The sequence below is a fragment of the Pseudomonas sp. FP2196 genome (assembly GCF_030687715.1).
Taxonomy (GTDB): Bacteria; Pseudomonadota; Gammaproteobacteria; order Pseudomonadales; family Pseudomonadaceae; genus Aquipseudomonas.
The window spans coordinates 5766983-5792217 of sequence record NZ_CP117445.1 but is presented as its reverse complement, the minus strand read 5'-3'; the positions used below and the strand labels follow the sequence as shown (position 1 = coordinate 5792217).

General features: G+C 59.8%; 24 protein-coding genes and 1 riboswitch. Of the genes, 15 read left to right on the top strand and 9 right to left on the bottom strand.

Features of this window, described 5'->3' with window-relative positions:
* Positions 1–116 precede the first annotated feature (116 nt).
* From mdcA to madM, 9 genes are all read left to right on the top strand, one after another.
* Complete coding sequence (gene mdcA / locus PSH79_RS26015) at positions 117–1787, top strand: malonate decarboxylase subunit alpha (protein ID WP_305440295.1); 1671 nt, start codon at positions 117–119, stop codon at positions 1785–1787.
* On the top strand, positions 1787–2659 hold the full coding sequence (locus PSH79_RS26010) for a triphosphoribosyl-dephospho-CoA synthase (protein ID WP_305440294.1): 873 nt from the start codon (positions 1787–1789) through the stop codon (positions 2657–2659). The genes mdcA and PSH79_RS26010 overlap by 1 nt, the downstream gene beginning before the upstream one ends.
* Positions 2659–2958: a malonate decarboxylase subunit delta gene (locus PSH79_RS26005; protein ID WP_007913697.1), complete on the top strand. Its 300-nt coding sequence runs from the start codon at positions 2659–2661 to the stop codon at positions 2956–2958. The genes PSH79_RS26010 and PSH79_RS26005 overlap by 1 nt, the downstream gene beginning before the upstream one ends.
* The gene (locus PSH79_RS26000) at positions 2951–3802 is read left to right on the top strand and encodes a biotin-independent malonate decarboxylase subunit beta (RefSeq protein WP_305440293.1); all 852 of its coding nucleotides are present in this window, start codon (positions 2951–2953) and stop codon (positions 3800–3802) included. Before PSH79_RS26005 ends, PSH79_RS26000 begins: the two co-directional genes overlap by 8 nt.
* A complete protein-coding gene (gene mdcE, locus PSH79_RS25995; RefSeq protein WP_305440291.1) occupies positions 3799–4584 on the top strand; it encodes a biotin-independent malonate decarboxylase subunit gamma in 786 nt (261 codons plus the stop codon). The genes PSH79_RS26000 and mdcE overlap by 4 nt, the downstream gene beginning before the upstream one ends.
* Positions 4578–5198: a malonate decarboxylase holo-ACP synthase gene (locus PSH79_RS25990; protein ID WP_305440290.1), complete on the top strand. Its 621-nt coding sequence runs from the start codon at positions 4578–4580 to the stop codon at positions 5196–5198. The genes mdcE and PSH79_RS25990 overlap by 7 nt, the downstream gene beginning before the upstream one ends.
* Positions 5195–6115 carry a malonate decarboxylase subunit epsilon gene (gene mdcH / locus PSH79_RS25985; RefSeq protein WP_305440289.1) on the top strand — a complete coding sequence of 307 codons (921 nt, stop codon included), beginning with the start codon at positions 5195–5197 and terminating at the stop codon, positions 6113–6115. Before PSH79_RS25990 ends, mdcH begins: the two co-directional genes overlap by 4 nt.
* A 65-nt stretch (positions 6116–6180) precedes the next feature.
* Entirely contained in the window at positions 6181–6573 is a 393-nt protein-coding gene (gene madL, locus PSH79_RS25980) for a malonate transporter subunit MadL (protein ID WP_305440288.1), read from the top strand.
* Positions 6574–6578: 5 nt separating this feature from the next.
* Entirely contained in the window at positions 6579–7343 is a 765-nt protein-coding gene (gene madM / locus PSH79_RS25975) for a malonate transporter subunit MadM (RefSeq protein WP_305440286.1), read from the top strand.
* A gap of 201 nt (positions 7344–7544) precedes the next feature.
* On the opposite strand, the gene PSH79_RS25970 is transcribed toward madM, so the two are convergent.
* Positions 7545–8465, bottom strand: a complete 921-nt coding sequence (locus PSH79_RS25970) for a LysR substrate-binding domain-containing protein (protein WP_305440285.1) — start codon at positions 8463–8465, stop codon at positions 7545–7547.
* Positions 8466–8674: 209 nt separating this feature from the next.
* Here PSH79_RS25970 and PSH79_RS25965 point away from each other — a divergent pair, with 209 nt between their 5' ends.
* The gene (locus PSH79_RS25965; protein ID WP_305440284.1) at positions 8675–9292 is read left to right on the top strand and encodes a hemolysin III family protein; all 618 of its coding nucleotides are present in this window, start codon (positions 8675–8677) and stop codon (positions 9290–9292) included.
* Between the two features lie 92 nt (positions 9293–9384).
* Here the strand turns inward: PSH79_RS25965 and PSH79_RS25960 are convergent, their stop codons facing one another.
* Positions 9385–10104: a 16S rRNA (uracil(1498)-N(3))-methyltransferase gene (locus PSH79_RS25960; RefSeq protein WP_305440283.1), complete on the bottom strand. Its 720-nt coding sequence runs from the start codon at positions 10102–10104 to the stop codon at positions 9385–9387.
* Positions 10105–10248: 144 nt separating this feature from the next.
* A complete protein-coding gene (locus tag PSH79_RS25955) occupies positions 10249–11655 on the bottom strand; it encodes an adenosylmethionine--8-amino-7-oxononanoate transaminase (RefSeq protein WP_305440282.1) in 1407 nt (468 codons plus the stop codon).
* A gap of 223 nt (positions 11656–11878) precedes the next feature.
* Here PSH79_RS25955 and PSH79_RS25950 point away from each other — a divergent pair, with 223 nt between their 5' ends.
* From PSH79_RS25950 to PSH79_RS25940, 3 genes are all read left to right on the top strand, one after another.
* Positions 11879–13648, top strand: a complete 1770-nt coding sequence (locus PSH79_RS25950) for a flavin monoamine oxidase family protein (RefSeq protein ID WP_305440281.1) — start codon at positions 11879–11881, stop codon at positions 13646–13648.
* Positions 13649–14890: 1242 nt separating this feature from the next.
* On the top strand, positions 14891–15442 hold the full coding sequence (locus PSH79_RS25945; protein ID WP_305440280.1) for a cytochrome b: 552 nt from the start codon (positions 14891–14893) through the stop codon (positions 15440–15442).
* A 31-nt stretch (positions 15443–15473) separates the two neighbouring features.
* Entirely contained in the window at positions 15474–16052 is a 579-nt protein-coding gene (locus PSH79_RS25940; RefSeq protein ID WP_095187022.1) for a YceI family protein, read from the top strand.
* Positions 16053–16208: 156 nt separating this feature from the next.
* Here PSH79_RS25940 and PSH79_RS25935 read toward each other — a convergent pair whose 3' ends face one another.
* The 4 genes from PSH79_RS25935 to ahcY form a co-directional block, all read right to left on the bottom strand.
* On the bottom strand, positions 16209–18089 hold the full coding sequence (locus tag PSH79_RS25935) for a DEAD/DEAH box helicase (RefSeq protein ID WP_305440279.1): 1881 nt from the start codon (positions 18087–18089) through the stop codon (positions 16209–16211).
* A gap of 221 nt (positions 18090–18310) precedes the next feature.
* On the bottom strand, positions 18311–19123 hold the full coding sequence (locus PSH79_RS25930) for an ABC transporter substrate-binding protein (RefSeq protein WP_305440278.1): 813 nt from the start codon (positions 19121–19123) through the stop codon (positions 18311–18313).
* 147 nt (positions 19124–19270) lie between these two features.
* Positions 19271–20116 (bottom strand): methylenetetrahydrofolate reductase [NAD(P)H], encoded by an 846-nt coding sequence (gene metF, locus PSH79_RS25925; protein ID WP_305440276.1) that lies wholly within the window; start codon positions 20114–20116, stop codon positions 19271–19273.
* A 174-nt stretch (positions 20117–20290) separates the two neighbouring features.
* Positions 20291–21700, bottom strand: a complete 1410-nt coding sequence (gene ahcY, locus PSH79_RS25920) for an adenosylhomocysteinase (RefSeq protein WP_305440275.1) — start codon at positions 21698–21700, stop codon at positions 20291–20293.
* A 23-nt stretch (positions 21701–21723) separates the two neighbouring features.
* A riboswitch (S-adenosyl-L-homocysteine riboswitch) is annotated at positions 21724–21822 on the bottom strand.
* 197 nt (positions 21823–22019) lie between these two features.
* On the opposite strand from ahcY, the gene PSH79_RS25915 reads away from it, so the two are divergent.
* Together PSH79_RS25915 and PSH79_RS25910 are read left to right on the top strand one after the other, a co-directional pair.
* On the top strand, positions 22020–22427 hold the full coding sequence (locus PSH79_RS25915; RefSeq protein WP_305440274.1) for an acyl-CoA thioesterase: 408 nt from the start codon (positions 22020–22022) through the stop codon (positions 22425–22427).
* A gap of 151 nt (positions 22428–22578) precedes the next feature.
* Positions 22579–23475 (top strand): formate/nitrite transporter family protein, encoded by an 897-nt coding sequence (locus tag PSH79_RS25910; protein WP_305440272.1) that lies wholly within the window; start codon positions 22579–22581, stop codon positions 23473–23475.
* 2 nt (positions 23476–23477) lie between these two features.
* On the opposite strand, the gene PSH79_RS25905 is transcribed toward PSH79_RS25910, so the two are convergent.
* Together PSH79_RS25905 and PSH79_RS25900 are read right to left on the bottom strand one after the other, a co-directional pair.
* Positions 23478–24767, bottom strand: a complete 1290-nt coding sequence (locus tag PSH79_RS25905; protein ID WP_305440271.1) for a cation:dicarboxylate symporter family transporter — start codon at positions 24765–24767, stop codon at positions 23478–23480.
* A 37-nt stretch (positions 24768–24804) separates the two neighbouring features.
* Positions 24805–25218 carry a VOC family protein gene (locus PSH79_RS25900; protein WP_305440270.1) on the bottom strand — a complete coding sequence of 138 codons (414 nt, stop codon included), beginning with the start codon at positions 25216–25218 and terminating at the stop codon, positions 24805–24807.
* Positions 25219–25235: the final 17 nt, after the last annotated feature.

The following is a 25235-nucleotide window of genomic DNA, read 5'->3' as shown; positions in this document are numbered from 1 at the left end:
AGCGATGAGGTCAGCGACCATTACCCTGAGCGTAATGATTCACCGCTGCGCTTGATTGATGCCCCCCACCCACACGCCTACCTTAGCTCCACGACAGCGAACCCCGTGGAGTGAGCATGACAACAACAATTTCCCCCGACTCGCGCTGGACGCGGCGGCGTGACGAGAAGCAGCGTCGCCTCGACAAGGTGCGCGGGCTGGCCGACGGTGTGGTGTTGCCCACCGACAAGATCGTCGCCGCGCTCGAAGCGCTGATTCATCCAGGCGACCGTGTGGTGCTGGAGGGCAATAACCAGAAGCAGGCAGACTTCCTTTCCCGCTCTCTCGCTAAAGCCGATCCCGAAAAGCTCCACGACCTGCACATGATCATGCCCAGCGTCGGCCGCTCCGAGCACCTCGACCTGTTCGAACGCGGCATTGCCCGCAAGCTCGATTTCTCCTTCGCCGGCACCCAGAGCCTGCGCATCAGCCAGTTGCTGGAAGACGGCCTGCTGGAAATCGGCGCCATCCACACCTACATCGAACTCTATGCGCGGCTGGTGGTGGATCTGATCCCCAACGTCGTGCTCTCGGCCGGCTTCATGGCCGACCGCGCCGGCAACATCTACACCGGTCCGAGCACCGAAGACACCCCGGCACTGATCGAACCGGCCGCGTTCAGCGACGGCATCGTCATCGTCCAGGTCAACCAGTTGGTCGACGACGTCAGCGAGTTGCCTCGCGTGGACATCCCCGCCTCATGGGTCGATTTCGTCGTGGTGGCCGACAAGCCGTTCTACATCGAACCGCTGTTCACCCGCGATCCACGGCACATCAAGCCTGTGCATGTGTTGATGGCGATGATGGCGATCCGCGGCATCTACGAAAAACACAACGTGCAGTCGCTCAACCACGGCATTGGTTTCAACACCGCCGCCATCGAGCTGATCCTGCCGACCTACGGCGAATCCCTCGGCCTCAAAGGCAAGATCTGCCGCAACTGGACGCTCAACCCGCACCCGACGTTGATCCCGGCGATTGAAAGTGGCTGGGTCGAAAGCGTGCATTGCTTCGGCACCGAACTGGGCATGGAAAACTACATCGCCGCGCGCCCGGACGTGTTCTTCACCGGCCGCGACGGCTCGCTGCGTTCCAACCGGATGTTCTGCCAGCTCGCCGGGCAGTACGCGGTGGATCTGTTTATCGGTGCGACGTTGCAGGTTGATGGCGACGGCCATTCCTCGACCGTCACCCGTGGCCGTCTCGCCGGATTCGGCGGTGCGCCGAACATGGGCCACGACCCGCGCGGGCGCCGTCACGGTACCCCGGCGTGGCTGGATATGCGCCACGACGATTCGCAGCAACCGATGCTCGAGCGCGGCAAGAAACTCGTGGTGCAAATGGTCGAGACCTTCCAAGAGGGCGGCAAACCGACCTTCGTCGAAACCCTCGACGCCGTCGAGGTGGCGAGGAAAAGTGGCATGCCGCTGGCGCCGATCATGATCTACGGCGACGACGTCACCCACCTGCTCACCGAAGAAGGCATCGCCTACCTGTACAAGGCCCGTTCTCTGGAAGAGCGCCAGGCGATGATCGCCGCCGTTGCCGGGGTTACTGCAATCGGCCTGCGCCACAACCCGAAAGACACCGAACGCATGCGCCGCGAAGGCCTGATCGCCTTGCCCGAAGACCTCGGCATCCGCCGCACCGACGCCACCCGCGAACTGCTCGCGGCGAAAAGCGTGGCCGATCTGGTCGAGTGGTCCGGCGGTCTGTACAACCCGCCCGCCAAATTCAGGAGCTGGTAATGCACGCACTTAACCTGCAAGCGAAACCGATTTCCCTGGCCGAGCGATTGGCGGACATGGCGGTGGATGCGTTGATCGACGAAGCGGATCTGTCGCCGAAACCAGCGCTGGTCGACCGTCGTGGCAACGGCGCGCACACCGATCTGCATTTGGGCCTGATGCACGCTTCGGCGTTGTCGTTGTGGCCGGCGTTCAAGGAAATGGCTGAAGCGTCGGTCGAAATCGGAGGAGTCGGTTTGCCGTTGCGCGAAGCGATTGGCCGTATCGGTCGCGAAGGTGAACAAGCCATGCTCGCGACCACCAACGGCGTGAACACTCATCGCGGCGCAATCTGGGCCTTGGGCCTGGTAGTAACCGCCGCCGCGCTCGAAGCGAAATCCACGGGCGCCAACGCCGTCACCCTGCGCGCTGCACGGTTGGCACTGCTCGATGATCGTTTCGCGCCACGTCCACTCAGCCACGGTGCACAAGTCGCCCTGCGTTACGGCGCTCGCGGCGCCCGAGAGGAGGCGCAACTCGGCTTCCCGTCCGTGCTGCAACGTGGCTTGCCGCAACTGAAAAAAAGCCGCACTGCCGGCCACGGCGAACAGAACGCCCGACTCGACGCCTTGCTCGCGATCATGACTGACCTGGCCGACACCTGCGTGCTCTACCGCGCCGGTGAACAAGGCCTGCAAGCCATGCAACACGGCGCGCAAGCGGTGCTCGACGCTGGCGGCAGCGCAAGCCTCAGCGGTCGCCGGCGCCTGCATGAACTGGATCAACAACTCATCGCATTGAATGCCTCGCCCGGCGGCGCCGCCGACTTGCTCGCCGCCACGCTGCTGCTCGACCGAATCGAGCGCGACGGCATCCTTCAGGGAGCGTTTTGATGGAAACCCTATCGTTTGAATTCCCCGCCGGGCAGCCGCCTCGCGGGCGTGCGCTGGTCGGTTGTGTCGGTTCGGGTGATCTGGAAGTGCTGATCGAACCGGGGCTGGCCGGCAAGTTGACGATCAACGTGCAGACCTCGGTCAACGGCGCACAACTGCGCTGGCAGCACCTGTTTGCGCGGATGTTCGACGGCACTACACCGCCAGCGATGGCCATCGATATCCACGATTTCGGCGCGACGCCGGGTGTGGTGCGCTTGCGTCTGGAACAAGGTTTCGAGGAGATCGGCCATGACTGACAGCGCAGCGCTTCTCAACAAACATAGTTTCGTCGAACTCGGCGCGCGGCAACGGGCGAAAGCCTTGCTTGATGCCGGCACCTTTCGCGAATTGCTCGATCCTTTTCAGCGAGTGATGTCGCCGTGGCTCGAACGCCAGGGCGTGGTGCCGCAGGCCGACGACGGGGTGGTGATCGCCAAGGGCAGCCTCGACGGTTTGCCGGTGGTGATCGCGGCCATCGAAGGCGCGTTTCAGGGCGGCAGCCTCGGCGAAGTCGGCGGGGCGAAGATTGCCGGTGCACTGGAACTGGCCGCCGAGGACAACCGTAAAGGCATCCCGACCCGCGCCGTGTTGCTGCTGGAAACCGGCGGTGTGCGTTTGCAGGAAGCCAATCTTGGCTTGGCGGCGATTGCCGATATTCATGCGGCGATTGTCGATTTGCAGCAATACCAACCAGTGGTGGGCGTGGTCGCGGGCAGCGTCGGCTGTTTCGGTGGTATGTCCATTACGGCGGCACTGTGCAGCTATCTGCTGGTGACTCAGGAAGCACGCCTCGGCCTGAACGGCCCGCAGGTGATCGAGCAGGAAGCCGGGATCGAGGAATACGATTCCCGCGACCGGCCGTTCATCTGGAGCCTGACCGGTGGCGAGCAGCGCTTTGCCAGTGGTCTGGTGGATCGTTATGTCGCCGATGACGTGGCGAAGATTCGTCAGCAGGTCGGCGAGCTGTTGCAGCAAGGTTTGCCAGCGCAACCTCGTAGCCAAAGGGCCGAGTGGTTCCTGCAACGTTTGGCCAGTCTGGACACTGACAAGCAAATCGAACCGTCGGTGGTTCGCGATCTGTATCAAGGAGAGCGCTCATGAGTGGTTATTCATTGCGCGGTTTGAACTGGTTCAACGCGTTGAGCGCGGGCGCGAAAGCTGTGGAAGGTCTGCCGCCATCGTTGAAGGTTGCCGATGGCGAACTTGGGCGTTTTCTGGCCGTAGTCGCTGACCCTGACAACCGCTTTCCCCGTGCCCGCAACGGCGAAGTCGGGTTGCTGGAAGGCTGGGGTTTGGCCAAGGCTGTTGATGACGCAATCACCGCTGACCGCGACAAAACCCAGAAGCGCCCATTGATCGCCATCGTCGATGTACCAAGCCAGGCCTATGGTCGTCGCGAAGAAGCCCTCGGTATTCATCAGGCCCTGGCCGGTGCCGCGGACAGTTATGCCCGTGCACGACTGGCCGGGCATGCGGTGATTGCGCTGTTGGTGGGCAAAGCCATGTCCGGTGCGTTTCTCGCCCACGGCTATCAGGCCAATCGCTTGATCGCCCTGCGTGACCCGGGCGTGATGGTGCACGCGATGGGCAAGGCGTCGGCGGCGCGGGTGACTTTGCGCAGTGTCGAAGAACTTGAAGCGCTGGCCGCCAGCGTGCCGCCGATGGCCTATGACATCGACAGTTACGCCAGCCTCGGGCTGCTTTGGGAAACCCTGTCGGTGCAGCAGATCGAACAGCCGACCGCAGAGGATCTGGCGCGGGTGACTGAGTGCCTGAAGCAAGCAATCGGCGATGTCTCCGGCAGTGATTTGAGCAATCGTCTTGGTGCAAAAAATCGAGAAGCGTCCAGCCGCGTGCGCGAGTTGCTGAGGGCGCAGTGGTGAACATCCCGCTGGCCCACGACCTGCTCTGGGGCATGACCCCCGCGCAGTTGCCGGCGGATGCGCCGCAGTGGGCAGTCGAGTCGCTCGCCGCCGGGCAACCGGTGGTAGTGCGCCGGGCCTTGAGTGCTGAGGGTTTTGTCGCCGTGGGCGTGCGCGGTGTGTTGCGCGAGCAGCGCTTGGCGGCGTTCATGGCACTCGATTCGATTGCCTGTCAGGTCAGCCCGGAGGCGCTGTGTCATATCGACAGCGAGCGTGATCTGCCGGCCATGCGCGCCCTTCAGCAACTGCGGCCGATGCTCGACGATTGCGGTTGGGTCTGGGGTGTCAGCGGCAGTGCAGGGTTTGAACTGGCCAGTGGATTTGAGGCGATGCACGAGGCTAGCGATCTCGATCTGATCCTGCGTACGCCGCAACTTTTGATGCGTAATCAGGCGCGCAAACTGATGGCGCTTTTCGATCAATCCTTATGCCGGGTCGACATGCAATTGCAGACGCCATTCGGTGCAGTGGCGCTGCGTGAGTGGGCCGGTACCTCAGCGCGGGTGCTGCTGAAAAATGAGCATCAGGCTTGTCTGGTCTCAGATCCATGGAATCCGCAGGAGCAGGCAGCGTGAGCAGTCTGTTGGTGTTCCCCGGCCAGGGCGCGCAGCAACCGGGCATGCTCCAGCGTTTGCCTCGGGAAACGTTGGCCGAGGCCAGTGATGTGCTCGGTGAAGATGTCTTGCTGCTTGATTCTGCCGAAGCGTTACGCAGCACAAGGGCGGTTCAGCTCTGTCTGCTGATTGCCGGTGTCGCGGCTTCACGACAGTTGTTGCAGGACAGTTTGAACGCGGACTTTGTCGCGGGTCTGTCTATCGGTGCTTACCCGGCAGCGGTGGTGGCCGGGGCGCTGAGCTTCAGCGATGCATTGCACCTGGTCAGCCTGCGCGGTGAGTTGATGCAGCAGGCTTATCCACAGGGCTTCGGCATGACTGCGATCATTGGCCTGGACCTGGCCACAGTCGAGAGGCTGCTGGCGCAAGTCCACAGCGTCGAAACGCCGGTTTATCTGGCCAATATCAATGCCGATAACCAGGTGGTGATTGCCGGCAGCGAGAAGGCGATGCAAGCGGTGGCCGAATTGGCGCGCAGTCGTGGCGCGGGTCTGGCGAAACGTCTGGCGGTCAGCGTGCCGTCGCACTGTCCGCTGCTGGATGCACCTGCGCAAACCCTGGCCGAAGCCTTCGCCAAAGTACACCTGCAAACCCCGAAAATCGCCTACCTGAGCGGCAGCCGCGCTCGGCCGGTGATCAAGGTCGACGCCCTGCGAGACGACCTCGCCTTCAACATGTGCCGCGTGGTGGATTGGCGCGGCACCGTGCAAAGCGCTTACGAGCGCGGCGTACGGCTACAGATCGAACTGCCGCCCGGTGCGGTGCTGACCGGGCTGGCGCGCCGGGTGTTCGAGCAAGGCACCGTCACTGCCTTCGACAGTGCTCGCCTCGACACCCTGCAGGCGCTGTTGCGTGAGGAGGGAAGCCGCCGAACCTAAAAACGCCGACTCATGCTTCGAACAACAAAAACAACATTCGACGATGCACTTTGAGGACTACAACAATGATTATTTACGGTGTGGCGTTTCTGGCCTTTTGTACGCTGGTGGGTATCTGGGTCGGTGAAATGCTTGGCAAGTTGATCGGCGTGCCAGCCAACGTCGGCGGCGTCGGTATTGCGATGCTGTTGTTGATCGGTCTTGGCAGTTATCTGAACAAGACTGGCTGGCTCAAGGGCAAGACTGAACAGGGTGTCGAGTTCTGGAGTGCGATCTACATTCCGATCGTGGTGGCCATGGCTGCGCAGCAAAACGTTTACGGCGCGCTGAAGGGTGGGCCGATGGCGATTCTTGCCGGGACGCTCGCGGTGGTTATTGCATTTGCCTTGGTGCCGGTGCTGGTGCGCCTCGGCAACAAGGACCCGGCGCCGATTGCTCCAGCCAAGACTGCGGGGTAATCGCCATGTACGAATCAATGATGAAAGTTATCAGCGGCTACGGCTTGATCAGCGGTTTCCTGATTGTCGGCCTGACCATGTGGGTGTCCTACTGGATGTCCAACACCTTCACCAAGGGCCGGTTGCACGGATCAGCCATCGCCATTCTGCTCGGGCTTGTGCTGTCGTACGTCGGCGGGGCACTGACCGGTGGGCAGAAAGGCGTGGTGGATATCCCTCTGTTGTCCGGTATCGGTTTGCTTGGTGGCGCGATGCTGCGTGATTTCGCCATCGTTGCCACGGCGTTCGGGGTGAGTGTTGAAGAACTCAAACGGGCCGGGTTCGTCGGTGTGCTGGCGTTGTTTGTCGGGGTCGGGACGTCGTTTGTTGCCGGGGTAGGGGTGGCAATGGCGTTCGGTTACACCGATGCGGTGAGCCTGACCACCATCGGCGCGGGAGCGGTGACTTACATTGTTGGCCCGGTGACCGGGGCGGCGATTGGTGCCAGTTCCGAAGTCATGGCGTTGTCGATTGCAGCGGGGTTGATCAAGGCGATTCTGGTGATGGTAATGACGCCGTTCGTGGCGCCGATGATCGGCTTGAACAATCCGCGCAGTGCGGTGATCTTCGGCGGGTTGATGGGCACTTCCAGCGGCGTGGCGGGCGGTTTGGCGGCGACAGATCCGAAGTTGGTGCCTTACGGTTGTCTGACGGCGGCGTTCTATACCGCGCTTGGGTGTTTGCTCGGGCCTTCGCTGCTTTATCTGCTGATGCGAGGGTTGGTCGGCTGATGGCCGCCCGAAAAGCAACCCTCACCCTAACCCTCTCCCGAAGGGAGAGGGAACTGACCGTGGTGGATGTTGGAGGTACATCGACCTGCAATTCCTGAGTCGAACTCAGGTTTGAAAAGCCCCCGATCTGCCCCCTTTCCCCCTCGCCTCCCCTGGGGGAGAGGGCTGGGGTGAGGGGGTAGGCTTTTGATCTGCGTCTAGTCACACCGCCGACTGCCGATTGGCATACATCCGACACTCCGCCAACAACGCCAGCAAATTCGGGTCGCGCTCCTTGGCCTTTAGAAACACCACGCCAATGTGCTGCTGCAACCGATACTTCTCCTGCAACGGAATCAGCTTCACCCGGTTCTCATACACCGCCGCAATCCTGCCCGGCAGCAACGCATAACCCACCCCGGAACTGACCATGCTCAACAGCGTGAAGATGTCGTTCACCTGCATCGCCACCTTTGGTTCGAACCCTGCCTGCTTGAACACCCGGTTACCGTCCTGATGGGTGGCGAAGCCTTGGGTCAGGGTGATGAAGGTTTCGTCGCGAACTTCTGCCAGATCCACTTCACTGCGCTGGGCAAACCGTGAATCCGCTGGCGTGGCGAGGAAGATGTCGTCGGAGAACAGCGCAATCTGCTCGCAGTCCGGGTCGTTGATACTGTCATCCAGCGACACCAGAATCGCGTCGACTTCCATGTTCTTCAGCTTGTAGAGCAGGTCGATGTTCGAGCCGAGAATCAGGTCGATGTTGAGTTCGCTGCGGCGGATCTTCAGGCCCATGATCAGTTGCGGCACGGTCTTCACGGTCAGCGAATACAGCGAACCGAGTTTGAAGCGTTCAGCGGAGAACCCGGCGGCTTCGCGGGTCAGGCGCACGCTTTCGACTACGTCCTGAATCAGTCTCTGCGCGCGTTCTTCGAGCACGTAAGCACTTTCCAGCGGTGTCAGGTTGCGGCCCTCGTGTTTGAACAGCGGGCAGCGCAGGGCGCTTTCCAGCGAGTGAATGGCGCGATGCACGCTGACGTTGCTGGTCTGCAACTCCGCAGCGGCGCGGGCCAGATTGCCGGTGCGCATGAAAGCGAGGAACACCTCGAGTTTTTTCAGGGTCAACTCTTCGTCGATCAGCATGGCGCGGACTCTTTTTAGAATGCGTCGATTGTGCCCTGAAGATCAAAGGATCGCAGCCTTCGGCAGCTTCTACATTCGAATGCGGGCACCTGTAGGCGCTGCCGAAGGCTGCGATCTTTTGATGTTGGCGTTGAACAGAAACATTGCGCTTTTACGCTCAAGGCCCGAGCCTTGCGCGCTGCGGTGACGAATTTTGAGGTGAGCGATACATGTATCACGGAGAACGATTGAACGCCTGGACGCATCTGGTCGGGGCGGTGGCGGCTTTTATCGGCGGGGTGTGGATGCTGGTGATTGCCAGCCTGGACGGCAGTCCGTGGAAGATTGTCAGTGTGGCGATTTACGCCTTTACCTTGCTGGTGCTCTACAGCGCTTCGACCGTGTACCACAGCGTGCGCGGGCGCAAGAAAGCGATCATGAAGAAGGTCGATCACTTTTCGATCTACCTGCTGATTGCCGGCAGTTACACGCCGTTTTGTCTGGTGACCCTGCACGGGGCGTGGGGCTGGACGTTGTTCGGGATTGTCTGGGGGCTGGCGTTGATCGGCATCCTGCAGGAGATCAAGCCGCGTTCCGAGGCGCGGATTCTGTCGATCGTGATTTACGCCGTGATGGGCTGGATTGTGCTGGTAGCGGTCAAGCCGTTATTGGCGGCACTGGGCACCACCGGTTTCGCGTGGCTGGCGACGGGCGGGGTTTTGTACACCGTGGGGATTATCTTTTTTGCCCTGGATCACCGGTTGCGCCATGCCCACGGTATCTGGCATTTGTTCGTGATTGCGGGGAGTTTGCTGCACTTTGTGGCGATTATGTTCTACGTCCTGTGAAGCAAAATCAAAAGATCGCAGCCTTCGGCAGCTCCTACATTGGAATGCATTTCAACTGTAGGAGCTGCCGAAGGCTGCGATCTTTTGGGGGGTTAGAAATCCCCCCAAAGTTGTTGGGCCACCGCCAGTGCAACCACCGGCGCGGTCTCGGTACGCAGTACGCGCGGGCCGAGGCGGGCGGCGTGGAAACCGTTGCCTTTGGCCTGCTCGACTTCGGCGTCGGTCAAACCACCCTCAGGCCCGATCAGAAACGCCAGCGTCGAAGGTTTGGCATGACTCACCAGCGGCTCGGCCACCGGATGCAGCACCAGCTTCAGATCCGCTTCAGTCTGCTTGATCCAGTCGGCTAACAGCACCGGCGGATGAATCACCGGCACCCGCGAACGACCGCACTGTTCGCACGCGCTGATCGCTACTTGGCGCCAGTGCAGCAGGCGTTTGTCGGCGCGTTCGTCCTTCAGGCGCACTTCGCAGCGCTCGCTGAAGATCGGGGTGATTTCAGTGACACCCAGTTCGGTGGCTTTCTGAATCGCCCAGTCCATCCGCTCGCCACGGGACAGGCCTTGGCCGAGGTGGATTTGCAGCGGCGACTCGATCTGCCCGGCAAGTTGCTCGTCGATCTGCACGATGACGCGTTTCTTGCCGACTTCCACCAGCGATCCGCGAAACTCATGGCCGGAGCCGTCGAACATCTGCACCGCATCGCCCTCGGCCATGCGCAGCACGCGGCTGATGTAATGCGCCTGGGCTTCCGGCAGTTCGTGTTCGCCGGTGCTCAGCGGGGCGTCGATAAAGAAGCGGGACAGTCTCATGCGGGGTCTCTGTAAAAAGTGTAAAAGTCTGGCGGCCCCATCGCTGGCAAGCCAACTCCCACAAGGACTTGCGCAGAACCTGTGGAAGCGGGCTTGCCAGCGATGACGATAGTCCGGTCAACGCTGAAGTTTAAGTGAAATAGATCAGCCCGGATCACGAAACCCCGGATGGAAATCCTTCGGCACGGCCACGCTGACGCTGTCACGCGTAGCGATGTCGATGCCTTCGCTGGCGACGTCGGCGAGGAAGTCGATCTGCTCCGGGGTAATCACGTAGGGCGGCAGGAAATACACCACGCTGCCCAGCGGACGCAGTAACGCACCTCGCTCCAGCGCATGCTGGAACACCTTCAAGCCGCGACGTTCCTGCCAAGGGTAGGCCTCTTTGCTGGCTTTATCCTTGACCATCTCGATGGCCAGGACCATGCCGGTCTGGCGCACTTCCGACACGTTCGGGTGATCGACCAGATGCGCGGTGGCCGACGCCATGCGCTGAGCGAGCGCCTTGTTGTTCTCGATCACGTTGTCCTGCTCGAAGATATCCAGCGTCGCCAACGCCGCCGCACAGGCCAGCGGGTTGCCGGTGTAACTGTGCGAATGCAGGAAGGCGCGCAGGGTGGGATAGTCATCGTAGAACGCGCTGTAGACCTCGTCGGTGGTCAGGCACGCCGCCAGCGGCAGGTAGCCGCCGGTCAGGGCCTTGGACAGGCAGAGGAAGTCCGGGCGGATACCGGCCTGTTCACAGGCGAACATGGTGCCGGTGCGGCCGAAGCCGACGGCGATTTCGTCGTGGATCAGGTGCACGCCATAACGGTCGCAGGCTTCGCGCAGCAGCTTGAGGTACACCGGGTGATACATGCGCATGCCACCCGCGCCCTGGATCAGCGGCTCGACGATCACGGCGGCAACGCTGTCGTGATTCTCGGCCAGGGTCTGCTCCATCGCCGCGAACAGGTTGCGCGAGTGTTCTTCCCAGCTCATGCCTTCGGGGCGCAGGTAACAATCCGGGCTTGGCACCTTGATGGTGTCCATCAGCAGGGCTTTGTAGGTTTCGGTGAACAGCGGCACGTCGCCGACCGCCATCGCCGCCATGGTTTCGCCGTGGTAGCTGTTGGTCAGGGTGACGAAGCGCTTCTTGTTTGGCTGGCCGCGATTGAGCCAGTAGTGAAAGCTCATTTTCAATGCGACTTCGATGCAGGACGAACCGTTATCGGCGTAGAACACTCGATTCAGGCCTTCCGGCGTCATCTTCACCAGACGTTCGGACAGCTCGATCACCGGCTGATGGCTGAAACCGGCCAGAATCACGTGTTCGAGCTGATCGACCTGATCCTTGATGCGCTGGTTGATTCGCGGGTTGGCGTGGCCGAATACGTTGACCCACCAGGAGCTGACGGCATCGAGGTAGCGCTTGCCTTCGAAGTCTTCGAGCCAGACGCCTTCGCCGCGCTTGATCGGGATCAGCGGCAGCTGTTCGTGGTCTTTCATCTGGGTGCAGGGATGCCACAACACCGCGAGATCGCGTTGCATCCACTGGTTATTCAGGCCCATTTTCAGTCTCCTCGAGGCGGCTCGCGACGGGCGCGGGCAAACAATCGCGCAAGCCTATGCAATGCATCGCGCGGGGACAACCCATTGTGTCGATTGAGCTACTTTGTATGAGCCGATAGACGTCGCTGGCGGCGTTTTGATGGCTAACGTATTCTTCGCGGTTCTTTGGGTCGTCTGACCCGCAAAACTGCTTTTTCCTACGTGTTTTTCCGGAGTTCGCTGAATGTCTGTCGGTTGGCTGCGCGCCTGTGCGCTGGTGATTTTGGGGCTGTTCAGCGTTAACACGCTGGCCAAGGATAAAACCGCAATCGTGATCGGCGGCGGCCTGTCAGGTCTGACCGCTGCTTACGAGCTGCAAAACAAAGGCTGGCAGGTGACCCTGCTGGAAGCCAAGCCGAGCATGGGCGGTCGCTCGGGCATGGCCACCAGCGAGTGGATCGGCAACGACAAGACGCAGCCAGTGCTGAACAAGTACGTCTCGACGTTCAAACTGGGCACCACGCCGGCACCTGAATTCGTGCGTACCCCGGGTTATCTGATCGACGGCGAGTATTTCTCCGCCGCTGATTTGGCGACCAAGCAACCGGCCACTGCCGATGCCATGAAGCGCTACCAGAAAACCCTCGATGATCTGGCGCGTTCGATTGACGATCCGCAAAACCCGGCGGCGACCAGCACCCTGCACGCGCTGGACCAGATCAACGTGTCGAACTGGCTCGACAAGCAGAACCTGCCGGCCACCGCACGTCAGCTGATCAACCAGGACATCCGCACCCACTACGACGAACCCTCGCGTCTGTCGCTGCTGTATTTCGCTCAGCAGAATCGTGTGTATCGCGGCGTCTCCGACCGTGACCTGCGCGCCTCGCGTCTGGTCGGCGGCAGCCAGGTGCTGGCGCAGGCCTTCGTCAAACAGATCAAGACCATCAAGACCAACTCACCGGTTTCCGCTATCAGCCAGGACAAGGACGGCGTGACCGTCAAGGTCGGCAGTGTCGGTTATCAGGCTGATTACGTGGTATTGGCCGTGCCACTGCGCGCGCTGAGCAAGATTCAGCTGACCCCGGCGCTGGATGCTCAGCATATGGCGGCGATCAAGGGCACCAACTACGGCTGGCGCGACCAGATCATGTTGAAGTTCAAGACGCCGGTTTGGGAAAGCAAGGCGCGCATGTCCGGCGAAATCTACAGCAACGCAGGTCTGGGCATGTTGTGGATCGAACCGGCGCTGAAGGGCGGTGCCAACGTGGTGATCAACCTGTCCGGCGACAACTCCCGTGTGATGCAGGCGTTCGGCGACAAGCAGATGGTCGATCAGGTGCTGATCCGTCTGCACGCGTTTTATCCACAGGCCCGTGGCTCGTTCACCGGTTATGAAATCCGCCGCTACAGCACCGACCCGTCGATGGGCGGCGCTTACCTGGCCTACGGCCCGGGCCAGATCAGCAAGTTCTGGCGTATCTGGGAACGTCCGCTGCAACGCGTAGCGTTCGCTGGCGAACACACCGACACCTTGTACCCGGGCACGCTGGAAGGCGCTCTGCGCACTGGTCAGCGTGCGGCCAGCCAGGTTGAAGATCTGGCGGCAGGCAAATCGTTCGAACCGGCCAAAGTGGTTCCGGCCGCTGCAGCGGCAGGCGCGGCGGGTGCCGTGGCGGCGAAGAAGGGCAACTTCTTCAGCAACCTGTTCGGCGGTTCGGATGACGACAAGAAACCAGCGCCAGCCAAGGCCGCGGAACCGGCTCCAGCGCCAGTAACTCCAGCGCCTGCGCCAACCCCTGCAGCTGCACCAGCTCCGGTGGAAGCACCGAAACCAGCGGCCCCGGTAAAAGCCGAGCCAGCCAAGAAAGCAGCGGCCAAGCCTGCGGCGAAGAAGCCGGCAGCCAAGACCGAAGCGAAAAAAGCTCCGGCAAAACCGGCGGCAAAAAAGGCTGAACCGGCGAAGAAACCAGCGGCCAAGCCTGCTGCAACGACAGAGGCCAAGGCGCAGTAAGCCTTCGCTTCAACAAAAAACGCGGCCAAATGGGCCGCGTTTTTTTTTCGCGTTCATTCGCTATCAGATGAGTGGAAATCACGTTTTTTGCCCAATGCCGGCGATCCTTCACAGGTATCGGAAACATCCCACAAATTATTCGGAAAGGATTGATTGATCGCAGCTTGGCGCACGCCATAGGCTCCAAAAAAACTTGGAGCATCTATGAAAATAACGATATTGCTGATTCTGTTAGTTGCACTTGCTGGGTGTGTATTAGGTGAGCACAGAGACCCATTAAAAATTCCGATGATACCTAGGAATGACCCTGAATTAGCACACAAATGCAATATGGATCCGTTTAAGCCGGAGTGCTCGGTCAATTAGCCGCATACTCTCGGAGTATTAGTTTAAGCACTCAAGGTTTGAAGGTCATGGGAGATCCCATATGAAAATTGGAATACCCTGAAACAAGACCTTGAGCGGCTTTGGCTTAGGAAATCTACCAGGGACAAACCCCCAGCGGGCCCAACACAGTTTCCCCGTTCGTCCGTCATAGATCACTAGATTTCCATCATCCTGAAGGATGAGGTGAGCGTTGTACCAAAGTGATTTATCTGTGCTGTGGTTGCCTTCCGCGATCCATAAACGCTTTCGCGAAGGATCGTATAGGAAACCGTTATTACTGATGACGAATTGCAGAGGCTCGCGCATTCTCTTTTGATGGAGTGTTTTACTGTAAGCCTGATTGCTATCTGCAATCCAGGCGACAGCCTCTCCATCTTTAATTACTAGATTTCCATCAATCTGCAATAGCAGACGGAATCGTCCATTTTCGGATTACAGGTATTGCCACGCTGTCATCGTTTGATTAGGAGGTAATACCGGCGATCCACTTGCTTGAAAGGGAGTGTATCGTAGTGCCATGTTTTCACCTGTTAAATGAATGACTGAGGTTTCATTTGATCAGGTTCAAATTCGCAATCTGCAATACATATATATACAGTTAAAATTTTGTCCTTCGTGGTGGTGTATTGAGAACCGACTGGCGAGGCCCATGCCTCGGATCACGCCGGAGAAAAGCGGGGGAGGATCTGCCAGCCTTTTTGAACCACGCCACGTCAAAATCGCCTTTAATCTTTCCTTAACACGTCACTTTCAAACTCTTCATCGTATTTCTCGATATTTCAAAGCGAAATTTTCCGCTTTAATTCGATAGATAACTCGCTAGTCTTGGTTCGCAGTTCTCACAGGATTTGGGCAATGCAGCTACGTAACTCTTCTTCGCGCTATGGTTGGGTCAGCATCTTCATGCACTGGGGCGTGGCGCTGGCGGTCTTCGGACTGTTTGCTCTCGGCCTGTGGATGGTCGGGCTGGATTACTACAGCACTTGGCGCAAAGACGCGCCGGATCTGCACAAGAGCATCGGTCTGGTGCTGCTCGGTGTGATGGTGTTGCGGGTGTTGTGGCGCTTTATCAGCCCGCCGCCGCCAACGCTGCAAAGTTACAGTCGCATGACCCGTATCGGCGCCAAGTTCGGCCACGGGTTTCTGTACGTCGGGCTGTTCGCTGTGATGCTTGCCGGTTACCTGATTTCCACCGCAGACGGTGTCGGGATCCCGGTGTTTGGCCTGTTTGAAGTTCCTGCACTGGTTTCCGGGCTACCGGATCAGGCAGATACCGCTGGGGTGATTCATCTCTGGCTGGCGTGGGCGCTGGTAATTTTTTCCGGTCTCCATGCGTTGGCAGCATTGAAGCACCACTTTATCGATCGTGATGCGACCCTCACTCGAATGCTCGGTCGCAAAGCCTGAAGTTCAACCTCGACTCAAAGGAAAAGAAAGCATGTTGAAAAAGACTCTGGCCGCTCTGGCAATCGGTTCTGCACTGCTCTCGGCTGGTCAGGCCATGGCTGCGGACTACAAAATCGACAAGGAAGGCCAACACGCCTTCGTTGACTGGAAAATCAGCCACCTGGGTTACAGCTTCATCCACGGTACGTTCAAAGACTTCGACGGTACTTTCTCGTGGGATTCGGCCAAGCCTGAAGCCAGCAAGATTTCCGTTGACGTGAAAACCGCCAGCCTGTGGTCGAACCACGCTGAGCGTGACAAGCACATCGCCAGCAAAGACTTCCTGGACGTGGGCAAATTCGCTGACGCCAAGTTCGTCTCCACCGCCGTCAAATCGACCGGTGACAAGACCGCTGACGTGACCGGTGACCTGACCCTGCACGGCGTGACCAAGCCTGTGACCTTCAAGGCCACGTTCAACGGCGAAGGCAAGGATCCATGGGGCGGCGAGCGTGCTGGCTTCAACGCCAAGACCACCCTCAACCTGAACGATTTCGGGATCAAGGGCCCAGGTCCTTCCTCGCAAACCGCGGATCTGGACATCTCGCTGGAAGGTGTGAAAGTTAAATAACTTTCCCCCGCCACACAAAAACGCCCCCGGTCGAAAGGCCGGGGGCGTTTTTTATTGCCTGCCAATACGTACATCCCTGCGGCAGCTCCTGCAGGGTGTTTCCATAAAAAATGCCCCGGTTCTTACGAACCGGGGCATTTTTATTGCAGCGATAACTCAGCGATTGCGGGTCAGCAACGCGGGTTTCTCACCGCGCGGACGGCCTGGCAGTTGATCGAGTTGCTCAGGAGTCGGGAAACGATCGGTTTTTGACTCCTTGTGAATGATCTTCGGTGCCGGGCCGCGCGGATTTTGCACGGCGGGTTCCGAACGCGGCTGGTCGTCGGTGCGAGCCGGGCGACGGTTGCGGGACTCCTCGCGACGGGCCTGGCCGTCACGTGGAGCACCGCTGCGTGGGCCGTTGCGCTTGGCCGGCGGAGTGCCAGTGGTGGCGCCATCGCTGCTGCGTGGGCCGCTTTGACGACCCTGAGGCTTACCGCTGCCGCTGCGCGGAGCACCTGCACCCGCTGTCGTGCCTTGTGCCGGAGCACCCGGACGGCGACCACGGCCATGAGCCGGTTTGGCTTGAGGAACGTAATCAACGCGGTTACCGAAGTTATCGATATCGTCGTCGAGGAACTCGTCCGGAGCGCGATCAGCCGCAGCACGTGGCGGCTGCGATGGCTGACGCTGTTCACGGGCCGGGGTGCCTTCGCGCGGCTTCTGCTGACGGGCAGGACGCTCGCCGCGTTCGCCGGCCGGTTTTTCCTTGCCCTTGTCCTTGCCTTTGTCTTTACGACCGCCGCCACCGCCGCCGCCATTCGGGCCGTCGCCGCGTGGGCCGCGAGGATTGCGCGGGTTGCGCATGTCCGGACGCTCACGGGCTTCCGGCTTCTCGGCTTCAATGGTGCTGGAGTCGAAGCCCATCAGGTCGCCGTCGGCGATCTTCTGCTTGGTCATGCGCTCGATGCTTTTCAGCAGTTTTTCTTCGTCCGGGGCAACCAGCGAGATCGCCTCGCCCGAACGACCGGCGCGGCCGGTACGGCCGATACGGTGTACGTAATCTTCATCGACGTTCGGCAGCTCGAAGTTGACCACGTGTGGCAACTGGTCGATGTCCAGGCCGCGAGCGGCGATGTCTGTCGCGACCAGAATGCGCACTTCGCCAGCCTTGAAGTCGGCCAGGGCTTTGGTGCGGGCGTTCTGGCTTTTGTTGCCGTGGATCGCCACAGCCGGCAGGCCATGTTTGTCCAGGTACTCGGCCAGACGGTTGGCGCCGTGCTTGGTGCGGGTGAACACCAGCACCTGTTCCCAGGCGCCCGCGGTGATCAGGTGCGCCAGCAATGCACGCTTGTGGCTGGCCGGCAGACGGAATACGCGTTGCTCGATGCGCTCGACCGTGGTGTTCGGCGGCGTCACTTCGATGCGTTCCGGGTTGTGCAGCAGTTTGCCGGCGAGGTCGGTGATGTCTTTGGAGAACGTTGCCGAGAACAGCAGGTTCTGACGCTTGGCGGGCAGACGTGCGAGGACTTTCTTCACGTCGTGGACGAAGCCCATGTCGAGCATGCGGTCGGCTTCGTCGAGCACAAGAATTTCGACGTGGGACAGATCGACGCTGCCCTGGCCGCAGAGGTCGAGCAAGCGACCCGGGCAGGCGACGAGAACGTCGACGCCACGGGACATGGCCTGAACCTGCGGGTTCATGCCGACGCCACCGAAGATGCAGGCACTTACGAATTTCAGGTCACGGGCGTAGATCTTGAAGCTCTCGTGAACCTGGGCCGCGAGTTCGCGGGTCGGGGTCAGGACCAGTACGCGTGGTTGGCGCGGGCCGTGACGCTGGGATTTGTCCGGGTGACCATTGGGGAACAACCGCTCCAGAATCGGAAGGGCGAAGCCGCCGGTTTTACCAGTACCTGTCTGAGCCGCGACCATCAGGTCGCGACCTTGCAACACGGCGGGAATGGCCCGCTGTTGCACCGGAGTAGGCTCGGTATAGCCCGCATCTTCGATGGCGCGGACTAAAGCCTCGGAGAGACCGAGGGAAGCAAAGGACATGAGTAATCCTGTTTTAGTTAGGGCTTGGCCCAATGGGAGTCTTGCCTGGCGCGAATAGCGTTTAAGAGGACGCAATCCCGTCCGGTCCTGCTGCGGTTCCGAAGGCACGTCTGGAGTGCTCGCGCGGGCTGAAAGCTGCGCTGTAGCGGGTCGAGAGGCCTGTTACGGTTCCGGGCGTCCGGGCGTGAGCCTGGCGGGAACGCCGGAGTATAACAGAGCAATCACTGCGCGCTGCTTTCCTGCTGCTCAACGGTTTTGCTGCTCGCCGAGATATTCCCCAGTGGCATGGCTCCGGTTGGCGCTGCGCCATAACGCGCGCTCAGTTCGGCATAGGCCGGTTCACGCTTGAATCGCTTGAGCTCGGCGCCAAAACGCTGCACCAGTAAATCCATACCAGCATTGCGCCGAACCGCTAGAAATTGGCTCTGACGGCTAATGACAGTGGAGTTTTCGCTGATCTGATCGCGGATATTCAACTGATCGAGCAAATGCTGGCCGACGCGGCGATCAGTAATCAGCAAATCGATGCGCCCGCGCAGCAGTTTTCCGAAATTGGCTTCGTGGGTCGGCGCCGGTTCGCGGGTGAACAGCGTCGATTCGCTGAAGTCGGGGCTGTACAGATAACCGGGCGAGGTGCCGATGGTCAGGCCTTTGAGCTCTTCAAGTGTGCTGAACGGGTGCGGCCGGTCGTTGGCGTAGAACATCACGAACTCGACGTCCGACAGCGGTTCGCTGGGATAGAGCAGGGTGGCGTCGCGCTCGTCGCTGTGGAAAATGTCCAGTGCGCCATCCGCCTGACCGGTTTCAAGCATCGACAGACAACGCTTCCACGGCAGGAATTGCCATTCGACCTCAATGCCCAGGCGCTTGAACACGATGGCCGTGGTTTCGTAGTCCAGCCCGAGGTTCTTGCCGTTCTCTTCATAGACATAAGGCGCCCACGGCTCGGTGACAATACGCAACTTCTCGCCCCGAGCGGCAAAGCTCAGGCAAGCAAAAACAAGCACGGCGAATAACTGCGTGATCAAAGGCATGGCTTGAGATTACGACGAGAAACCGCAAAGAGCCAGAAAGTGCCTGCACAAGCTCTAATTCGGGGATTCAAACGCAAAAAATCGCAGCAACAACAACCCCTGTAGGAGTTGTCGAAGGCTGCGATCTTTTGATCTTGCTTGTAGCGTTTAGCGCGGCAACTTCAGGTTATTCCAGATCGCCAGGCTAGGTTCGGCCTGGTTCATGGAATAGAAGTGCAGCCCTGGTGCGCCGCCCTGCAGCAGGCGTTCGCACATTTCGCTGACGACTTGCTCGCCAAAGCGCTGAATGCTTTGCGTGTCATCGCCGTAGGCTTCGAGTTGCTTGCGGATCCAGCGCGGAATTTCCGCACCGCAGGCATCGGAGAAGCGCGCGAGTTTGCTGTAGTTGGTGATCGGCATGATCCCCGGCACCACCGGAATATCCACGCCCAGCGCCTGCAAACGGTCGACGAAGTAGAAGTAGCTGTCGGCGTTGAAGAAGTACTGGGTGATCGCGCTGTCGGCGCCGGCACGGGCCTTGCGCACGAAGTTGGCGAGATCGTCCTCGTAGTTGCGCGCCTGCGGATGCATCTCCGGGTAAGCGGCAACTTCGATGTGGAAATGATCGCCGGTTTCTTCACGAATGAATTCAACCAGTTCATTGGCGTGACGCAGCTCACCGCTGGTCATGCCCATGCCGGAAGGCAGGTCGCCACGCAGCGCGACGATGCGCTTGATGCCGGCAGCCTTGTACTCGTTCAGCAGGCCGCGCAGGTCGTCCTTGCTGTCGCCGACGCACGACAGGTGCGGTGCGGCCGGGACTTTGACTTCGCTTTCCAGTTGCAAAACGGTGTTGAGGGTGCGATCACGGGTCGAACCACCAGCGCCATAGGTGCAGGAGAAGAAATCGGGATTGTACGTTGCCAACTGACGGGCAACGTTGAGCAGCTTTTCATGCCCAGCATCGGTCTTGGTCGGGAAGAACTCGAAGCTGTAGCGACGGTCTTGGGACATGGTCATACCCTTGGAAACACGTAAGCCGGACGCTGCGCCCTTGTAGGAGCTGCCGCAGGCTGCGATCTTTGAAGATCAAAAGATCGCAGCCTGCGGCAGCTCCTGCACAGAGCGGTCAGCAGCGCCAGTCAGGCAACGCGGTACGCCAGGCGCACCGCGTTGACGCTCAGCCAATCAGTAGCGGTAAGCGTGCGGCTTGAACGGGCCTTCGACGGTCACACCGATGTAGTCAGCCTGTTGCTTGGTCAGTTGAGTGACCACGCCGCCGAAGCCGCGAACCATTTCCAGGGCCACTTCTTCGTCGAGTTTCTTCGGCAGTACTTCAACGGTCAGACGCTCGGCTTTCTGGGCTGGCGACAGGTCGGCGTACTTCTGGCCGAACAGGAAGATCTGCGCCAGCACCTGGTTGGCGAACGAACCGTCCATGATGCGGCTCGGGTGACCCGTGGCGTTGCCCAGGTTCACCAGACGGCCTTCGGCCAGCAGGATCAGGTAGTCGTCGTTTTGCGCGTCGAAAGCGCCCGGGCCGGTACGGTGGATCTTGTGTACCTGTGGCTTCACTTCTTCCCATGCCCAGTTCTTGCGCATGAAAGCGGTGTCGATTTCGTTGTCGAAGTGGCCGATGTTGCAGACAACAGCGCGCTTCTTCAGGGCTTTGAGCATGTTGGAGTCGCAAACGTTGACGTTACCGGTGGTGGTCACGATCAGGTCGATCTTGCCCAGCAGCGCTTTGTCGATGCTTGCTTCGGAACCGTCGTTGATACCGTCGATGAACGGCGAAACCAGTTCGAAACCGTCCATGCACGCTTGCATGGCGCAGATCGGGTCAACTTCGGAAACCTTGACGATCATGCCTTCCTGACGCAGGGACTGAGCCGAACCCTTGCCCACGTCGCCGTAACCGATGACCAGCGCTTGCTTGCCGGACAGCAGGTGGTCGGTACCGCGCTTGATCGCATCGTTCAGGCTGTGACGGCAGCCGTACTTGTTGTCGTTCTTGGACTTGGTCACCGAATCGTTGACGTTGATGGCCGGGATTTTCAGCTCGCCCTTGGCCAGCATGTCCAGCAGACGGTGTACGCCGGTGGTGGTTTCTTCGGTCACGCCGTGAACGCGATCCAGCACCTGTGGGTATTTCTTGTGCAGCAGCTCGGTCAGGTCGCCGCCGTCGTCGAGGATCATGTTGGTGTCCCATGGCTGGCCATCTTTGAGGATGGTTTGCTCCAGGCACCACTCGTACTCTTCTTCAGTCTCGCCTTTCCAGGCGAAAACCGGGATGCCGGCAGCAGCGATAGCGGCAGCAGCCTGATCCTGAGTCGAGAAAATGTTGCAGGACGACCAGCGTACTTCGGCACCCAGGGCAACCAGGGTTTCGATCAGCACGGCAGTCTGAATGGTCATGTGGATGCAGCCGAGAATCTTCGCGCCTTTCAACGGCTGTTCGCCGGCGTACTTGCGACGCAGACCCATCAGGGCCGGCATTTCCGATTCTGCGATGATGGTTTCGCGACGGCCCCAGGCAGCCAGGGACATGTCGGCAACTTTGTAATCGGTAAAATCTGCAGGCGTGGTAACAGCGCTCATGAAGAGCCTCCATTCGTAATGTATGCGAATGGGCGCCGTTGTGCGTTTAGTGTCCGGCCTAGGCCAGTCAACGCCCCATCCGAGCCTGACAGGTTGAACCTGCTGCAGCGCCCCTCGGACAGGTGGCGGGAAAACGGTAGCAAGTGGAAGTTACCGTTTTGAAACGGTGGCGATTATAGCCGTCTAGACTGATCTTCCAAAGGCTTTCTGTCGGCCAAATGAAGATCACCAATCACGACCATAGTAGAAGGCTCATGGAGCATGACCGCTCGGTCTGCCAAGATACCGCCCATCTTTCGGCAAACGCTCAGGAGTGAACATGAATTTCCACACCCGCAAATGGGTAAAACCCGAAGACCTGAACCCCAACGGCACCCTGTTCGGCGGCAGTCTGCTGCGCTGGATCGACGAGGAAGCAGCGATCTACGCCATCGTCCAGTTGGGTAATCAGCGCGTGGTGACCAAGTACATCTCCGAAATCAACTTCGTCAGCGCCTCGCGCCAGGGCGACATCATCGAACTGGGCATCACCGCCACCGAGTTCGGCCGCACCTCGATCACCCTGACCTGTGAGGTGCGCAACAAGATCACCCGCAAGAGCATCCTTACCGTCGAGAAAATGGTTTTTGTGAACCTCGGCGAAGACGGCCTGCCGGCCCCGCACGGGCGCACCGAGATCAGGTACGTCAAAGATCAGTTCAAGGAAGATGAGTTGGTCAGCGAGTAATACGAGTCCTGTAGGAGCTGACGCAGGCTGCGATCTCTTGATCTTGCTTTTAAAAAACAATCAAAAGATCGCAGCCTTCGGCAGCTCCTACAGAACGTATTTCCAGCGTCAAGGGTCGTAGGTAAACACCACTCCCACCGGTTCCCACGCCATGACCACCCCTACAGACGGCAAGACCCCCGACCTCTCGGCCAAAGAGCAACATGAAGTCGAGAAAAACCAGCCGCCCCGCGCGGCGGTTCTGCATGAAATCATCCGCTCCCAAGGCGATCAGGAACTGGAGCGCAGCATCGCCGCACTGTGGTGGTCGGCACTCGCCGCCGGTCTGACCATGGGCCTGTCGCTGATGGGTATGGGGCTGCTCACTTCGCGGTTGCCCGACGGCGACGAATTCAAGGTGATTGCCAGTTTCGGCTACTGCGCAGGCTTTCTCGCGGTGATTCTCGCCCGCCAGCAACTGTTCACCGAAAACACCCTGACTGCCGTGCTGCCAGTGATGACCAAACCGACCCTGCTCAATTTCGGTCGGCTTATCCGCCTTTGGACGGTGGTGCTGTTTGGCAATCTGTGCGGCACGATTCTGGTGGCGTACGTGATGCTGGAATTGCCGATCTTCGATACCAAGACGGATCACGCCTTTCTCGAAATCGGTCGCAAGGTCATGGAGAACCACGCCAGCCAGATGTTCGCCAAGGGCATCATTTCCGGCTGGATGATCGCCACCATGGTCTGGATGATCCCATCCATGGAGAGCGCGAAGATGTGGATCATCATCCTTATCACCTACCTCATGGCGCTCGGCGATTTCACCCACATCGTGGTGGGTTCGGCAGAGGTGTCATACCTGGTGTTCGCCGGCGAATTGCCGTGGAGTGACTTCTGGATGGTGTTCGCCGGGCCGACATTGGCGGGGAACATCATCGGCGGCAGTTTCATTTTTGCCCTGATCAGTCATGCACAGATCCGCAGCGAGAGCGGGGCGCCAAAGGCTGATAAACCAGACACTGGCGAACCCCGCGACGATGATTCCGAACGCAAGACGCAATAGTTTCAGGCCTTGAACGGCGGGCTGACCGACTCTGTGGCCGGTTCGCTTTCAGGGGCCTTGAGCTGTCCTTCCCAGCGAGCGATGACCAGCGGCGCCAAGGCGTTGCCCAACACATTGAGCGCGGTCACCGGCATGTCCATCAGTCGGTAGACACCGGCGATGATGGCCACTCCTTCCACTGGCAATCCGGCGGCGGTCAGGGTGGCGGTCAGAATGATGAACATGAAGCCCGGAACCCCCGCCGCACCTTTGGACGTCAACACCATGATCAGCACCAGCATTGCCTGATCGGCCAGACCCAGGTCGATGCCGTAGGCTTGGGCGATGAACAGCGTGCCCAGCCCGGCGAACAGTGACGCGCCGTCGAGGTTGAACGAGTAACCCAGTGGAATGACCATGCTGGTGATTGGACGTGGCGCCCCATATCGCTCCATTTTCTCGATCAGTTGCGGCATCACCGTGGCCGAGGCGGCGCTGCTGTAAGCCAGTAGCAGCTCACTGCGGATCTCTCGCACAAGGTGGAAAAACCTGACGCCGGCCATTCGCGCCACCACTCCCAGCACGCAAAACGCGAACAGCAACACCGCCACGTAAGTGATGCCAATCAACTTGGCCAGCGGCAGCAAGGCGCTGAGGCCGAAACTGGCCACGGTCACCCCGATCAGGCCGAAGATTCCGATCGGCGAATAGTGCATGACCAGATGCGTGACCTTGAACATGGTGTCCGAGACTGCCTGCATCACAGCGATCAACGGTGCTTTCTGCTGCTCTGGCAGCATCGACAGGGCGCAGCCGAACAGGATGGCGAAAAACAGCACTGACAGCAGTTTGCCCTGGGACATGGCCAGCACGATGTTGTCCGGAACGATGTTGACCAGGGTGCGGCCCAAGTTCTGCGTTTCGCCCGTGCTGACCAGGCCGGACACCGGCGATTGCAGCGTGCTGCTGAAGTCGGCTCCAGCACCAGGCTGGAATACATTGCCGACGATCAGGCCGAAGACAATGGCGATGCTGGTGATCGTGAAGAAATACACCAGCGTCTTGATCCCGACTCGCCCCAGAGCCTTGGTGCTGCCTGCCCCGGCAATGCCGACCACCATGCACGCAAAGACCAGCGGTACGACGATCATCTTCATCAGTCTGATGAACAGATCGCCTGCCGGTTGCAGCAGGTTGTCGATGAACCAGATCTTGTGTTCGGGAAACGGGTTGAGAAGGATGCCGACGATTATTCCGGCCGCCAGCCCGATCATGATGCGGGTGACAAGGCTGGTAGGTTTCCTGGTAGTCATGTTTTGCCCCTTTTTTCTTGTGTTTGTTGGGGGAAGCTCAGTGTGCGAAAAGACCGGTGAAATCCTTGAAACCCTTGACCTCAATCGGGTTGCCGCTGGGGTCGAGAAAGAACATCGTGCGCTGCTCGCCGGGTTCGCCGGCGAAGCGGATCACCGGTGGAATTTCAAAGACGGTGCCGAGGCGGCTCAGGCGCTCGGCCAGCGCCAGCCACTCCTCCAGTGGCAGCACGACGCCGATGTGCGGCATCAGCACTTTGTGCTCGCCGACTTGGCCGGTGCGGGTGGTGGCAAAGGGCGTGCCCAAGTGCAGCGAGATCTGGTTGCCGAAAAAATCGAAGTCGACCCAGGTCTCGGTACTGCGGCCTTCGGTGCAGCCCAACACATCTCGATAAAAAGTCCGCGCCTGTTCCAGGTCGCAAACATGGTATGCAGCGTGAAAAGGTCTGTTCATGCGATGTCCCCAAGTGA